At 72.6% G+C, this 14,731-nt stretch carries 14 protein-coding genes; 5 read left to right on the top strand and 9 right to left on the bottom strand.

Going from position 1 to position 14,731, the window contains the following annotated elements:
- Positions 1-4: 4 nt before the first annotated feature.
- The 4 genes from B0675_RS35600 to B0675_RS35585 form a co-directional block, all read right to left on the bottom strand.
- Positions 5-409: an ectoine synthase gene (locus tag B0675_RS35600; protein WP_081223715.1), complete on the bottom strand. Its 405-nt coding sequence runs from the start codon at positions 407-409 to the stop codon at positions 5-7.
- A 50-nt stretch (positions 410-459) separates the two neighbouring features.
- A complete protein-coding gene (gene ectB / locus B0675_RS35595) occupies positions 460-1,731 on the bottom strand; it encodes a diaminobutyrate--2-oxoglutarate transaminase (RefSeq protein WP_081223714.1) in 1,272 nt (423 codons plus the stop codon).
- A gap of 59 nt (positions 1,732-1,790) precedes the next feature.
- Positions 1,791-2,330: a diaminobutyrate acetyltransferase gene (gene ectA, locus B0675_RS35590; protein ID WP_081223713.1), complete on the bottom strand. Its 540-nt coding sequence runs from the start codon at positions 2,328-2,330 to the stop codon at positions 1,791-1,793.
- Positions 2,331-2,801: 471 nt separating this feature from the next.
- On the bottom strand, positions 2,802-3,902 hold the full coding sequence (locus B0675_RS35585) for an aminotransferase class V-fold PLP-dependent enzyme (RefSeq protein WP_081223712.1): 1,101 nt from the start codon (positions 3,900-3,902) through the stop codon (positions 2,802-2,804).
- A gap of 174 nt (positions 3,903-4,076) precedes the next feature.
- Between B0675_RS35585 and B0675_RS35580 the strand changes: the two genes are divergently transcribed.
- The 5 genes from B0675_RS35580 (at position 4,077) to B0675_RS35560 (ending at position 8,928) form a co-directional block, all read left to right on the top strand.
- Entirely contained in the window at positions 4,077-4,922 is an 846-nt protein-coding gene (locus tag B0675_RS35580; RefSeq protein ID WP_081223711.1) for a basic amino acid ABC transporter substrate-binding protein, read from the top strand.
- Positions 4,919-5,749, top strand: coding sequence for an amino acid ABC transporter permease (locus B0675_RS35575; protein WP_081224071.1), 831 nt, complete (start codon positions 4,919-4,921; stop codon positions 5,747-5,749). Before B0675_RS35580 ends, B0675_RS35575 begins: the two co-directional genes overlap by 4 nt.
- A complete protein-coding gene (locus B0675_RS35570) occupies positions 5,746-6,534 on the top strand; it encodes an amino acid ABC transporter ATP-binding protein (RefSeq protein ID WP_081223710.1) in 789 nt (262 codons plus the stop codon). The genes B0675_RS35575 and B0675_RS35570 overlap by 4 nt, the downstream gene beginning before the upstream one ends.
- Positions 6,535-6,612: 78 nt before the next feature.
- Positions 6,613-7,704, top strand: coding sequence for an amidohydrolase family protein (locus B0675_RS35565; protein ID WP_081223709.1), 1,092 nt, complete (start codon positions 6,613-6,615; stop codon positions 7,702-7,704).
- 288 nt (positions 7,705-7,992) lie between these two features.
- Positions 7,993-8,928, top strand: coding sequence for an SCO1860 family LAETG-anchored protein (locus tag B0675_RS35560; RefSeq protein ID WP_081223708.1), 936 nt, complete (start codon positions 7,993-7,995; stop codon positions 8,926-8,928).
- A 176-nt stretch (positions 8,929-9,104) separates the two neighbouring features.
- Here the strand turns inward: B0675_RS35560 and cobC are convergent, their stop codons facing one another.
- Genes cobC through cbiE form a run of 5 tightly spaced genes read right to left on the bottom strand, consistent with a single transcriptional unit; the run spans position 9,105 to position 14,715 of the window.
- Positions 9,105-10,184, bottom strand: a complete 1,080-nt coding sequence (gene cobC, locus B0675_RS35555; protein WP_081223707.1) for an Rv2231c family pyridoxal phosphate-dependent protein CobC — start codon at positions 10,182-10,184, stop codon at positions 9,105-9,107.
- A complete protein-coding gene (locus B0675_RS35550) occupies positions 10,174-11,106 on the bottom strand; it encodes a sirohydrochlorin chelatase (protein WP_081223706.1) in 933 nt (310 codons plus the stop codon). The genes cobC and B0675_RS35550 overlap by 11 nt, the downstream gene beginning before the upstream one ends.
- Positions 11,103-11,756 (bottom strand): precorrin-8X methylmutase, encoded by a 654-nt coding sequence (locus B0675_RS35545; RefSeq protein WP_179165501.1) that lies wholly within the window; start codon positions 11,754-11,756, stop codon positions 11,103-11,105. The genes B0675_RS35550 and B0675_RS35545 overlap by 4 nt, the downstream gene beginning before the upstream one ends.
- Positions 11,753-13,459 carry a precorrin-3B C(17)-methyltransferase gene (cobJ, locus tag B0675_RS35540; RefSeq protein ID WP_081223705.1) on the bottom strand — a complete coding sequence of 569 codons (1,707 nt, stop codon included), beginning with the start codon at positions 13,457-13,459 and terminating at the stop codon, positions 11,753-11,755. The genes B0675_RS35545 and cobJ overlap by 4 nt, the downstream gene beginning before the upstream one ends.
- Positions 13,456-14,715: a precorrin-6y C5,15-methyltransferase (decarboxylating) subunit CbiE gene (gene cbiE, locus B0675_RS35535; protein WP_081224069.1), complete on the bottom strand. Its 1,260-nt coding sequence runs from the start codon at positions 14,713-14,715 to the stop codon at positions 13,456-13,458. The genes cobJ and cbiE overlap by 4 nt, the downstream gene beginning before the upstream one ends.
- Positions 14,716-14,731 lie beyond the last annotated feature (16 nt).

The raw sequence follows: 14,731 nt of genomic DNA, 5'->3' as shown, positions 1-14,731 counted from the left end.
TGTGTCACACCTCCTCGGGTTCGGTGATCAGCGGGTAGACGCCGTTCTCGTCGTGGTCCTCCCGTCCGGTGACGGGCGGGTTGAAGACGCAGACGCAGCGGAAGTCGGTCTTGGGACGGACCGTGTGACGCTCGTGGCCGTTGAGCAGGTACATCGTCCCGGGCGTGATCCAGTGCTCCTCGCCGGTCTCCCGGTTGATGAGCTGGGCTTCACCCTCCACGCAGAGCACGGCCTCGATGTGGTTCGCGTACCACATGTCGGTCTCCGTACCCGCGTACAGGATCGTCTCGTGCAGGGAGAAGCCGACCTTCTCCTTGGCCAGGACGATGCGCTTGCTCTCCCAGGTGCCGGTCGCCGCCTTCACATGCCGGTCGGTGCCTTCAACATCCTTGAACGAACGGACTATCACGGTGGTGCGATGCCTCTCTCTCGTGTTTCTCGTGGTGTGCGGCGGTCTGGTCAGACGGTCTCGCGGACGGCCCGGGCGAGGATGCGCAGACCCTCGTCGAGCTCGTCGGGGGTGATGGTGAGCGCGGGCAGCAGCTTCACGACCTCGCTCTCCGGGCCGGACGTCTCGATGAGCAGGCCGAGTTCGAAGGCGCGCTTGGCCACGCGGCCCGCGCGGTCCTTGTCCTTGAACTCCAGGCCCCAGACGAGCCCGCGGCCCCGGTACTCCTTGACGTCGGCGAGGTTCTCCTCGGTGATGGAGATCATCGCCTGCTCGACCTGCTCGCCGCGGGAGCGGGTCTGCTTCTCCATGGCCGAGCCGTCGGCCCAGTACGCCTCCAGGGCGGCGGCGGCCGTGACGAACGCCGGATTGTTCCCGCGGAAGGTGCCGTTGTGCTCGCCCGGCTCCCAGATGTCCAGCTCCGGCTTGAACAGGCACAGCGACATCGGCAGGCCGTAGCCGCTGATGGACTTGGACACCGTGACGATGTCCGGCACGACACCGGCCTCCTCGAAGGAGAAGAACGCGCCGGTCCGGCCGCAGCCCATCTGGATGTCGTCGACGATGAGCAGCATGTCGCGGCGCTTGCACAGCTCGGCGAGAGCACGCAGCCACTCGGGCCGCGCGACGTTGATGCCACCCTCGCCCTGCACGGTCTCGACGATCACGGCGGCGGGCTGGTTGAGACCCGACCCCTGGTCCTCCAGGAGCCGCTCGAACCACAGGAAGTCCGGGACCTGGCCGTCGAAGTAGTTGTCGAACGGCATCGGGGTGCCGTGCACCAGCGGGATACCGGCGCCGGCCCGCTTGAAGGCGTTGCCGGTCACGGCGAGCGAGCCGAGCGACATGCCGTGGAAGGCGTTGGTGAACGACACGATCGACTCGCGGCCCTTCACCTTCCGCGCCAGCTTGAGCGCGGACTCGACGGCGTTGGTACCCGTCGGGCCGGGGAACATCACCTTGTACGGCAGGTCGCGCGGCCGCAGCACCAGGTTCTGGAAGGCCTCCAGGAAGCCGCGCTTGGCCGTCGTCGACATGTCGAGACCGTGGGTGACGCCGTCCCGCTCCAGGTAGTCGATCAGGGCCCGTTTGAGCACGGGGTTGTTGTGCCCGTAGTTCAGCGACCCGGCCCCGGCGAAGAAGTCGAGGTACGCGTGGCCGTCCTCGTCGTACATGCGGCTGCCCTGGGCACGGTCGAAGACGGTGGGCCAGTTGCGGCAGTAGCTGCGCACCTCCGACTCCAGGGTCTCGAAGACGCTCAGGTCGGGCTGGGTGATGGTCACGAATCGCTCCTCGAAGCGTGGGGGGCGGAAGAAGAAGGGGGGCGAAGGGGAGAAGAAGTTCAGAGGGAGAACGGGCCGATGCGGTACAGCACTTCGGGGTCGTGCGGTCCGTCGGGGAACTGGTCCGTCTCGAACAGCACCTCGCGCTCGACGGCCGCGCCATGACGCTGTGCGTACGACAGGAACAGGCGCTCGGAGGCGGTGTTGCCCGGGGAGATGGTCGTCTCCAGGACGGACAGTCCGCGCTCGGCCGCCACCCGTGCCGTCAGCCCGTCGAGCAGCCGTGCGGCCAGTCCGCGTCCGCGGTACGCGTCGTCGACGGCCACCTGCCACACGAGCAGGGTGCGGGGACGCTCCGGGCGTACGTACGCGGTCACGAAGCCGACGGGACGCCCCTGGGCGTCGCGGGCCACGGCCGAGGTGCCGGCGAAGTCACGGCACCACAGCAGGTAGCTGTACGAGGAGTTCAGGTCGAGGGTTCGGGAGTCCTTGGCGATGCGCCAGAGCGCGGCCCCGTCGGCCACCTCCGGACGGTCGATCCGAAGGCCCTCCGGCATTTCCAGGAATTCCGCTGACAGGTCTGGGTGTGCGGCGGTCATGCGGATTGAATTTACCGATGGAAAGCCGAAATTGCATCGTCGGACGGGGTTACGTACGGCGTTCTCATGTGTTATCGCGCGCCTGTGAGGGAGTGGCCGCGCACACAACTTTATGACCGGTTTTGCACGGAAAATACCGGAGAAAACGGGCGGGTTGTGGAGTGCGTCACAGCGTCGTAATGCGCCGGAGATGCGCCCGAATTACGTGGGTTGGCGTTCGCGAAATCTTTGCGTTTACGCGCGGAGATCCCGGGCAGAAGAATACGGGGAGCTACTCGCAAGCAATTCGGCATCCGAATTGACAGCAGGATAAGCGCGTGGCGGGGATGTGCAATTCCCGGGGATTCTCGGGGATTGCGGGAGTGAGGGATCGGACCCGGCGGAAGCGCGTACGCCCGCCACCGGCGGAGGCGCGCATTCCTCCGCCGGTGGACCCGGACGGGGTGCCGGTGGACCCGGACGGGTCCGGGATCAGCTCCAGGCCTGCGCCACGGCGCGGCGCGCGGCCTCCAGATCCACCGGGAAGCCGGACTCGGCCAGCGCGGCGCCCAGCCCCGCGAGGCTGGAGTGGACCGCGCCCCGGGTGGCGTCGGGGCCGTAGTGGTTCACACGGATCATCGACTGCGCGAGCGCGCCGCCGCCCGCGGCGAGCGGCAGCACCGGATCCGCGGCCAGCGCCTTGGCGACCAGCTCGGACGCGTCCGCACCCTCGGGCACCCGCAGCGTGGTGGCGACGGGCGCGGCGTCGGAGGCCTCGTGGACGTACGGCTGAAGACCGCCGCCGAGCGCCACGGCGCCGGCGCGGGTCGCCGCGGCGGCCGAGGCGTGCCGGGCCATCACCGCGTCCAGGCCCTCACCCTCGATCCGCTCGACGCACGCCTCCAGCGCCAGCATCTCCAGCTGTGCCGGCGCGTGCAGCAGCGCCTTGCGGCCCCCGTCCACCCAGCGCTCCTTCCAGTCCAGCAGGGAGAGGTAGGAGCGGCGTGGCGCCGCGGGGTTCGCGGCCATCCGCGCCCAGGCCCGCTCGCTCACCGACACCGCGGACACGCCCGCCGGCCCGCCCATCGCCTTCTGCGCCCCGATCACGCACAGGTCGACGCCCCAGGCGTCCGGCAGGACGGGCTCCGCGCCGATCGACGCGACGGCGTCCAGGTAGAAGAGCGCGCCGTGCTCCCGGACGACCTCGCCGATCTCCGCGACCGGGTTGGTGTTCCCGGTCGCCGCCTCGGCGTGCACGAGCGACACGAAGTCGATCTCCGGGTGCTCGGCGAACGCGTCCCGGATCTGCGCGGCGGTGACCGCCGTGTGGAAGGGCACCGCCAGATCGATCACGGTGGCCCCGCAGTCCCGCAGCCAGTTCCCGAAGGTCTGCCCGTACGGGCCGGTGACGACGTTGAGTGCGGTGGTGCCGGCGTCCGCGGTGCCGCGGATGGCGCCCTCCAGGGGCAGCAGCGCCTCGCCCTGCATGATCACGACGTCCTGCTCGGTGGAGAGCAGCCGGGCGACGCGGTCCTCGATCGACGCGAAGTGCGCGGCGCTCAGCGGCGCCAGGTCAAGAAAGGGGTGGGTCACGGCGGTGCTCTCTTCGCTCTCAGGGGTCGACGATCAGAGCGTATCCGGCGCCGGTCGGAGCGCTCGGACCGGAGAGTTCCGAGGCCGGACGGCCCAGTGGCCATCGGATTGATTTGAGGAACCCAAACATCTCCTTATAATCGGAACCCTCCACTCCCCCCACAGGAGGTCCCCGTGAACCCCGTCCTCGGACGCAGGCCCCGCATCCTGGCCGCCACCACCGCCGCGGCAGGGCTGCTGCTCGTGGCCGGCTGCTCCTCGGACGGAGGGGGCGGCAAGACCACCGCCTCCGGCGGTGTCCCGCTGGTCAAGGCAGGTCAGCTCACCACCTGCACCCACCTGCCGTACCCGCCCTTCCAGTCGGAGATCGACGGCAAGGTGCAGGGCTTCGACGTGTCGCTCATCGACCTCGTCGCCAAGGACCTGGGTGTGAAGCAGGACATCGTCGACACCCCCTTCGAGAACTTCAAGACGGGCGCCTTCCTCAACTCCGAGCAGTGCGACCTCGCCGCGGCCGGCATGACGATCACGCCCGAGCGCGCGAAGAACGTCGACTTCTCCGACCCGTACTTCGACGCCACCCAGGCCGTGCTGGTCGACAAGAAGAGCGGCATCGGCTCCTTCGCGGACCTCAAGGGCAAGAAGGTCGGCGCCCAGGCGCAGACCACCGGCGAGGAGTACGCGAAGAGCAAGGGGCTCGACCCCGTGTCCTTCGAGTCCTCCGACGCCGTCCTCAACGGACTGCGCACCGGGCAGGTCCAGGCCGTCGTCATCGACTACCCGGTCGTCCAGGGCTGGCTCAAGGACAAGGCCAACGCGGACGCCTTCAAGGTGGTGGACAACCTCAACACCGGTGAGCAGTACGGCTTCACGGTGAAGAAGGGCAACACCGAGCTGGTCGCCGCCATCAACAAGGCGATCAAGGACGCGAAGGCCGACGGGACCTACAAGAAGCTGTACGAGAAGTGGATCGGCCCGTACGACGCGGCCGCGGCCTCCGCTTCGCCCTCCGCCTCATGAGTGATACCGACACCCAGGTCCAGCCCCGCCGCTCGGGTATGAGCAGGCGGCAGAAGCGCTCGCTGTCGCGCGGCGCGCAGTACGTGGTCTTCGTCGCCGTCGTGGTCGCGTTCGCGGTCACGGCGGACTGGGGCCGTCTGAAGAACCAGTTCGCCCAGTGGGACCTGGTCAAGCAGATGTTCCCGGACGTCATCACGCTGGCGCTGAAGAACACCGTCCTCTACACGGTGTCCGGCTTCGCCGTCGGACTCGTGCTGGGCATGGTCATCGCCCTGATGCGGCTGTCGTCGGTGGGCCCCTACCGCTGGGTCGCCGGCGTCTACATCGAGATCTTCCGCGGCCTGCCCACCCTGCTGATCTTCGTCTTCGTGGGCGTCGCGGTACCCCTCGCGTTCCCGGGCACGGAGATCCCCGGCGGAACGTACGGCAAGGTCGCCATCGCGCTCGGGGTGGTGGGGGCCGCGTACATGGCGGAGACGTTCCGCGCGGGCATCCAGGCGGTGCCCAAGGGCCAGATGGAGGCGGCCCGTTCGCTGGGCTTCTCGCACGGCCGGGCCATGGTCTCGATCATCATCCCGCAGGCGTTCCGGATCATCCTCCCGCCGCTGACCAACGAGCTCGTGACCCTCTTCAAGGACTCCTCGCTGGTACTGATCCTCGGCGTCACGCTGGAGGAGCGCGAACTCTCCAAGTTCGGCCGCGACCTGGCGAGCACGTCGGCCAATTCCACGCCCATCCTCGTCGCCGGCCTGTGCTACCTGCTGGTGACCGTGCCGCTCGGATTCGTCGTCCGGCATCTCGAGGCCAAGGCCGGGGAGGCCAAGTGAGCACACCCGAGATCCAGGTCAGGGACCTCCACAAGTCCTTCGGCGACAACGAGGTCCTGCGCGGCATCGACCTGGAGGTCGGACAGGGCGAGGTCATCTGCGTCATCGGCCCGTCCGGCTCCGGCAAGTCGACCCTGCTGCGCTGTGTGAACCTCCTGGAGGAGCCCACCAAGGGGCAGGTGTTCGTCGGCGGCGCGGAGGTCACCGACCCCGACGTCGACATCGACGCCGTACGCCGCCGCATCGGCATGGTCTTCCAGCAGTTCAACCTCTTCCCCCACCTGTCGGTGACCGAGAACCTCACGCTGCCGCAGCGCCGGGTGCTCCGCAGGGGCAAGGCGGAGGCGGCCCGTGTCGCCGCCGAGAACCTCGACCGGGTGGGGCTCGCGGCCAAGGCCGACGCCTACCCGGCCTCGCTCTCCGGAGGCCAGCAGCAGCGCGTCGCGATCGCCCGGGCGCTCGCCATGGGTCCCCAGGTGATGCTCTTCGACGAACCGACCTCCGCCCTCGACCCGGAACTCGTCGGGGAGGTGCTCGCCGTCATGCGGATGCTCGCGAACGAGGGCATGACGATGATGGTCGTCACCCACGAGATGTCCTTCGCGCGCGAGGTCGCCGACCGCGTCGTCTTCATGGACGGCGGCGTGATCGTCGAGGACGGCACCCCGGCGCAGGTCATCGGCAACCCGGACCACGAGCGGACGCGGCACTTCCTGTCCCGGCTGCTCGACCCGGCGATGGCCGACGTCGAGGAGACCACGAACGACCCGTCGGACACGCCCTGACGCCGGCCGTCCCGCGGAAGCGGACAGTCCCGGGGGCGAGCCGGCTCGCCGGGATGCCGCTTCACTAAGGTGCGGTGCATGAGCGAAGACGCTGTGCTGCACGTGAAGGGGCGGGTCCTCGTCGGACCGGACGACGTCCGCGACGAGCTGTGGGTCGTCGGCGGCCGGATCTCGTACGAGCGTCCGGGCGGCGCCCGTGACGTCCGCACCGTCGAGGGCTGGGCGCTGCCGGGCCTGGTCGACGCGCACTGCCATGTCGGGCTCGACGCGCACGGGCCGGTCCCCGACGAGGTCTCCGAGAAGCAGGCGCTGACGGACCGCGACGCCGGCACCCTGCTCGTGCGGGACGCCGGTTCCCCCTCCGACACCCGCTGGATCGACGACCGCGAGGACCTCCCGAAGATCATCCGGGCCGGCCGGCACATCGCCCGCACCCGCCGCTACATCCGCAACTACGCCCACGAGATCGAGCCCGAGGACCTCGTCGCGTACGTCGCCCAGGAGGCCCGGCGCGGCGACGGCTGGGTGAAACTCGTGGGGGACTGGATCGACCGCGGCACCGGCGACCTGAGCGCCTGCTGGCCGCGCGAGGCCGTCGAGGCGGCCATCGCCGAGGCCCACCGGCTCGACGCGCGTGTCACCGCCCACTGCTTCGCCGAGGACGCCCTGCGGGACCTGGTCGAGGCCGGCATCGACTGCGTCGAGCACGCCACCGGCCTCACCGAGGACACCGTGCCCCTCTTCGCCGAGCGTGGCGTCGCGATCGTCCCCACCCTCGTGAACATCGCCACGTTCCCGCGGCTCGCGGACGGCGGCGAGTCCAAGTTCCCGACGTGGTCCGCCCACATGCGCCGTCTCCACGAACGCCGCTACGACACCGTGCGCGCCGCCTACGACGCCGGCATCCCGGTCTACGTCGGCACCGACGCGGGCGGCACCCTCCCGCACGGCCTCGTCGCCGCCGAGGTCGCCGAACTCGTCACCGCCGGCATCCCGCCCGTCGAGGCGCTCTCCGCCACCGCGTGGGGAGCCCGCCGCTGGCTCGGCCGTCCGGGACTCGACGAGGGCGCGCCCGCGGACCTCGTGGTCTACGGCGAGGACCCGCGCGCCGACGTACGGGTCCTGGCCGCGCCCCGGCGGGTGGTCCTCGACGGACGGATCGTCGGCTGACGGGGACCGTACGTCCGACGGGCGGGCCCGGTTGACGGAACGTGACGATCCGGACGCCGCGCTCGTTACGCACTTCCGTCGTCGCTCCGGCGCGTGGCGCGGGGCGTCAACCAGTGCGTTCGTCCCGTGCCGTTGACCGAGTGACGGCGGGGAACAGCCGTGCCTTCGGATTCGAAGACTTGCACGGGAAACCCACGTCCGGGTGAACTCACGCCAGGTTGCTGACTGTTCACTCTCAGTGCGTAATTCTTTCCGGGTCCCAGGCTTTCTCTCATGGGGGTCCCACCCTTGAACAGCACCAACTACCGTATGCCCGCACGCCGTTTCGCCGTCACGGCGGCGGCCACCGTCCTTGCCGCGGGTCCCACCGCGCTGGCCGGTGCGGGTTCCGCCCACGCGACCACCGACCAGGGTCGCGCGAGCGCCGTCGTGCTCCGTACCGGACTCGACGTCTCCCTCCTCAACAAGACCGTGAACGTCCCGCTCGCGGTCTCGCTGAACGAGGTGCAGGCGCCGCGGAGCGCCGAAAAGACCGCGCTCACCGCGCAGTTGGACGGCGTCGACCGCGGGCGCCCGTTCAGCGTGCTGCGCGCGGACGTCGCCGACGCCAAGGCCACCGTCGAGGACGGGAAGGCCGAGGGCTCCACCCACCTCGTCCACGCCGCGGTCCATGTCCCCGGGCTGCCGCTGCTCTCGCTCATCGAGTTGCAGGAGGTCTCCTCGAAGGCGACCTGCGCGGTGGGCGAGAAGCCCGTCGCCACCGCCAACCTGCTGGGATCGGTGAACGTCCTCGGCAAGAAGGTGACGCTGACCGCGGGCGGCCCGACGGAGGTGAAGGTGCCGGGTGTCGGTGAGGTGCGGCTCGACCTGTCCAAGACGGAGACCACGACCCGTACCGCCGCCGCGTCCGCGCTCGAACTCAAGGTGTCCATCAACCCGTTGAAGCTCAACGTGGCCGAGGTCGAGGGCACCTTGACGCTGGCCGGGGCCACCTGCGAGACGCCCGCGGCGCCGGCCGCCCAGCAGGCGGAGCCCTCCGAACCCGCGAAGCCCGCGGACTCCGCCGAGCCGGTGACCGAGGTCAAGCCGCAGGGCGCTCCGGCGGAGGCCGGGCTCGCCGAGACCGGCGGCAGCTCGACGACGCCGTACATCGCGGGCGGCGCGGTGGCGCTGCTCGCCGCGGGCGGCGGAGCGGTCGTCCTCTCCCGCCGTCGGCGCGGCTGACCCCTCCCGGGCCCAGGGCCCGGACCCCGCTCCTCGAACGCCGGAGAGGCTGCATGTCAGCCCCTGCGGCGGTCGGGGAGCGGAACCGCCGGAACCGCCGAAAACCGCCGAGAACCGGGAACCGCCGGGAATCGCCGAGAGCCGGGAACCGCCGAGACCGCCGGAATCCGCCGCGATCAGTCCGCGCCGGCCGTCACCGCCCGGTCCAGGGCCTGGAGGAAGCGGTTGACCGTCGCTCGGTCCCGCACCGCGATCCGCAGCCATTCCTCGTCGAGCCCGGGAAACGTGTCCCCGCGGCGCACCGCGAACCCGAGGCGGCGAAGACTCCTCCGCACCCCCGCGGCGCGCGGCAGCCGGATCAGCACGAAGGGACCCTCCGCGGGCTCCACCACCCGCAGTCCGTCGGAGCAGCCGAACTCCCGCAGCCCCGCGACGAGATGGGCCCGGTCCGTGGCGATCCGGTGCGCCGCGTGCGCCGCCTCCGCGAGCGCCTGCGAGGACATGCACGCCTCGGCCGCGGCGAGCGCGGGGGTGGACACCGGCCAGAGCGGCTGGGCACGCTCCAGCGCGCCGATCGTCTCGGGATCGGCGAGCGCGTACCCGATCCGCAGGCCGGCCAGCCCCCAGGTCTTGGTGAGGCTGCGCAGCACGACGAGGCCGGGCACGTCCGTGCGGCCGGCCAGCGACTCGCGCTCCCCGGGTACCGCGTCCATGAACGCCTCGTCGACCACCAGGATCCGGCCGGGGCGGGCCAGTTCGGCGACGGCGGCGGCCGGGTGGAGCACCGACGTCGGGTTGGTGGGGTTGCCGATCACGACGAGGTCGGCGTCCTCCGGGACCGCCGCCGGATCGAGCCGGAAGCCGTCCTCCGGGCGCAGCAGGACGCGGCCGACCGTGTGTCCGGCATCCCGCAGCGCGGCCTCCGGCTCGGTGAACTGCGGGTGCACGACGACCGGCCGGCGTACCTTCAGGGCGCGCGCGAGCAGCACGAAGGCCTCGGCGGCTCCCGCCGTGAGCAGCACCCGCTCCACCGGCAGCGCGTGCCGCGCCGCCACCGCGGCCCGCGCGGCCCGGCCGTCCGGATAGGCCGCGAGGCCGGTCAGCGACCCGGCTATCCGTTCGCGCAGCCACCGGGGAGGGGTGTCCGCGCGGACGTTCACGGCGAGGTCGGTCAGCGCGGAGCCGTCGTCGCGCACCTCGGCGTCCCCGTGGTGCCGCAGATCGTGCCCGCCCTCGGCGGCCGCGTCAGTGCGCATGGGAGTGTGCGTGGCCGCCGTGGTGGTGCCCGTGTCCGTCGTGGTGGCCGTCGTCGTCCGGGTGGAAGTGCGGCTGCTGGGGGAGCCCCACCTTGTCCTCGAAGCCGGGCAGCGCGATGCGGTAGACGCAGGAGTCGCAGTTCATCCGCAGGTCGCCCCGGACGGCCTCCCGGTAGCGCTCCATGACCAGGTCCAGGAGCTCCGGCTCCGGGCCGATCACGTCGGCGGAGCGCACCTCGACGTCCGGGTGGGCGGCGGCCCAGCCCTCGGTCTGCTGCCGTACGCGCTCCGGGAGGATGCCGGTGAACAGGAAGTAGGGCAGGACCACGATCCGGCGGGCGCCGAGCTTCACGCAGCGGTCGAGACCGGACGGCACGTCCGGGGCCGCCAGCGACACGAACGCCGTCTCGACGCCCGCGTAGCCGCGGCCCTCCCACAGCAGCCGGGCCGCCTTGTGCACCTCGGCGTTGGCGTCCGGGTCGGTGGAGCCGCGGCCGACGAGCAGCACCGTCACGTCGGCGCGGTCCTCGGGCGTGCGCGCCGCGCCGCCGAGCGCTTCGTCCAGCCGCCGCTCCAGCACCGCGAGCAGCGAGGGGTGCGGCCCCAGCGGACGCCCGTAGGTGTACGAGATCCCGGGATGACGCTCCTTCTCACGGTTCAGCGCCGCCGGGATGTCCCCCTTGGCGTGCCCGGCGGACACCAGCATCAGCGGGACGGCGGCGAAGCGGCGCACCCCTCGCTCGACCAGCTCGGTGACGGCGTCGCCCAGCGGGGGCGGCGACAGCTCGATGAACCCGCCGGCGACCGGCAGTTCGGGATGGCGGCGTCCCAACTCCCGTACGAAGGACCGGAACGCCTCGGCGCCGGCCTCGTCCCGGGTGCCGTGGCCGGCGATGAGCAGCGCGGGGGGAGGGGTGGTCACGATGTCTCCTTGACGGGCGCGCCGGCCTCGACGGTCGTCGAGGCCTCAGCGGCCGGGGGGGTGGGGGTGGGGTGGTACAGCAGGGCGTTCAGAGCGGCGGCCGCGACCGCCGAACCGCCCTTCTCGGACACGTTGCTGACGGCGGGCAGTCCGCTCGCGCGCAGCGCCGCCTTGGACTCGGCGGCGCCGACGAAACCGACGGGCAGACCGATGACGAGCGCGGGGGCGGCGTCCAGCCGGAGCAGCTCCTCCAGAGCGGTGGGCGCGCAGCCGATCACCCACAGGGCGCCGGGCCCGACCTGTTCGTACGCGAGCCGCACGGCGTGCGCGGAGCGCGTCAGAGCCGGGCCCGACACGGCCTCCCTGAGGCGGCAGACGGTGGCGCGGCGGGTGATGCCGGCGGCGACCATCTCGACGTCCACCACGACGGGCGCCCCGGCGTGCAGCGCGGCGTGCGCGCGCCGCAGGGACTCCTCGTCGGTGACCAGGTCGTCGGCGTACTCCAGGTCGGCGGCGGAGTGGATCACCCGCTCCACCACCGCCCGGGTCAGCGGCGGGAGGTGCGAGGTGTCCAGCCGCGAGCGCAGCCGCCGGAACGACTCCTGCTCGATGGGGTGCACGACCCGGCCCTCCGGGAACACCTGGCTCACTCGGACTCCTCCTGCCAGCGGTAGCCGCGCGGCGTGACCATGCGCCCGGCGATCTCACGGGTCGCCGTGTTGCCCACGGTCACCACGGTCATCATGTCGACGATCGCCGGATCCAGGGAACCCAGCGTCGTCACCCGGCTCGACTCGTCCGGCCGGGAGGCGTTGCGCACGACCCCGACGGGCGTGACGGGTTTCCGGTGCTCGGCGAGGATCGCGAGGGCCTTCGGCAACTGCCAGTCCCGGCCCCGGCTGCGCGGGTTGTAGAACGTCACGACGATGTCGGCCTCGGCCGCCGCGCGGACCCGCCGCTCGATGACCTCCCACGGTGTGTGCAGGTCGGACAGGCTGATCGACACGTGGTCGTGGCCGAGCGGCGCGCCCAGGATCGACCCCGCGGCCAGCGCGGCGGTCACCCCCGGCACCCCCACCACGTCGATGTCGTCGGACGCCTCGGCCAGCGCGGGCGACGCCATCGCGTACACCCCCGCGTCACCGCTGCCGATCAACGCCACGGCCCGACCGCGCCGGGCCTCGGCCACCGCCGTGCGCGCCCGCTCCTCCTCGGCGCCGAGCCCCGACTCCAGGACGAGGGTGCCGGGCCGCAGCAGATCGCGGATCTGGTCGACGTACTGGTCGAGCCCGACGAGCACCGAGGCCCGGCGCAACTCCCGTGTGGCGCGCGGGGTGAGCAGGTCGCGGGCGCCGGGGCCGAGGCCCACGACGGCGAGCCGTCCACGGGCCGGCCGGCGGACCACCGCGACGGTCGCCATCGCGGGCGAGCCGTCCGCGCGCACCGACTTCCTCTTGGGGACGAGGAGTTCACCGCCGCCCACGAGGGCCGCGGCCTCCGCCACGGAGGGCGTCCCCACGGCGGCGAGCGGCGCCTCGGAGGGGTTGGGCACCGTGACCGCCGCGAGTTCCGCGGCGGTGTGGGTGACGACGGGGACGCCGAGCCGGGCGGCGGCCCCGAGGATGCCGGGCTCCTGCGACTTGGCGTCCACGGTGGCGAGTTCGGCGACCGACCGGACGCAGAGGCCGGCGTCCGCCAGGGCCTCCCCGACGAGTCCGAGGATCTCCTCCACGGGTGCGCCCCGCGAGGCGCCGACGCCGACGACGAGGGACGGCGGGCGCAGTACGACCTCGCGCGCGGCGGGTCCCTGGGCGCGGTCGGACACGCGGATCACGGCGGCCCCGTCCCCGGCGGGGGCACCGACGTTCGGCGGCAGCGCGGGCAGCGGCCAGACCGTCTCCGCGTCCAGCACCACCGGTTCGCCGTCGAGCACGGCCCGCGAGACCCCGGCGACGTCGCCCTCCACGGGCAGGCCGAGCGTGTCCAGGCCCGGCATCCCCACCGCGTCGGTCGCCGTCGTCACCACCGGCTCGGCACCGAGCACCTCGCCGACCTCGCGCGCGAGGTCGTTGGCCCCGCCCGCGTGGCCCCCGACCAGCGGCACCGCGAACCGGCCCGCCTCGTCGACGCACACCACCCCGGGGTCGGACGCCTTGTCCGCGAGCAGCGGGGCGACGAGCCGGACGACCGCGCCGGTGGCGAGGAAGCACACCAGCTGGTCGCACTCCGTGAAGGCCCGCCGTACGGCGTCCGCCACGGGCCCGTCGTACACCCGGGTGCGCGCGGGCCATGCGGCGGCCAGCCGGTCGCGGGCCGCCGCACCCGCCGCCGTGGCGGAGATCAGGCCGATCACTGGGGACCTCCTTCGGTACGGGCCGGGGGCCGGACGCCCCACAGCACGAAAACGGGATTGGTGGCGGCGAGCCGGGACACGTCCCCCGGCAGCGGGGCGAGCCGCGACGACTGGAGCAGCACGCCGTCGCAGTCGAACCCGGCGGCGGTCAGGGCGTCGCGGGCGGCCGGCACCCGGTCGAGCGAGGCCATCGCGACGACGACCGCGCGCCGCGCCCGGCGGGCCGACGCCGCGACGATGGCGGGCAGTTCGCGTCCGCCGCCGCCGATGAAGACCGCGTCCGGATCGTCGAGGTCGGACAGCACGGTGGGCGCGGCCCCGTGCACGACATGCACGTCGACGCCGTGCGCGGCCGCGTTGGCGCGGATGCGTTCGCAGCCGTCCAGGGTCTTCTCGACCGCCGTGACGGCCGCGCCGAACCGCGCGCACTCGACGGCCACGGAACCGGAGCCCGCGCCGACGTCCCACACCAGCTCGCCGAGGCGGGGACCGATCCGCGCGAGGGCCAGCGCGCGGACCTCGAACTTGCTGATCATCGAGTCGCGGTGGGCGAACTCGCTCTCCTCCAGGGCCCATCGGGCGGGCCCGGCCGGCGGACCGGCGACGGTCCGCACGGCGCCGAGGGCACGGGCCGGGTCCAGGCACAGGACCACGCTGACCGCCGTTCCCCAGTCACGGGCGGCCGCCTCGGCGGGCGTGACCCGCTCGACGCGTTCACGCTCCGGGTCGCCGAGCGCGCTCGCCACGACCAGGACGCGGTCGGCGCCCCGGTGGACGAGGGCGGCGCCCAGTTCGGCGGGCCCGGCGCCCGGACCGGTCAGCACGCCCACCTTCGGCCGCGACCGGCAGACCTGGACGGCCGTCCGCAGATCCCGGCCGTGCGCGCTGACGACCACCGCGTCGTCCCAGGGCATCCCCACCCGGGCGAAGGCGGTCGCCACCGAGGAGACGCCGGGCCGCACGTCGAGGCGCCCGGTCCCGAACCGTTCGGCCAGCGCCCGCACGATCCCGAAGAACCCGGGGTCGCCCGAGGCGAGCACCACGACCGGCCCGTCCGGCGCTCCGGCGTCCGTGTACCGGGCGATGCCGTCGAGCGCCGGCGCCAGCGGACCGAGCACGATCTGTCCGGTCCGGTCCGCGAGCGGGGCCGCCGCCAGATGCCGCCGGCCCCCCACGACCAGCCCGGCCCCGGCGAGCACCGCCAGTGCCTCCGCGGGAAGCGGCGCCCCCGTGCCCGTACCGACGACGGTGATCACCTCGGAGCGGTCCGCC

The organism is Streptomyces sp. M41(2017), from assembly GCF_002078175.1.
Taxonomy (GTDB): domain Bacteria; phylum Actinomycetota; class Actinomycetes; order Streptomycetales; family Streptomycetaceae; genus Streptomyces.
Note: the sequence above shows the minus strand (reverse complement) of the source record. Positions and strands in the feature narration are given on the sequence as shown.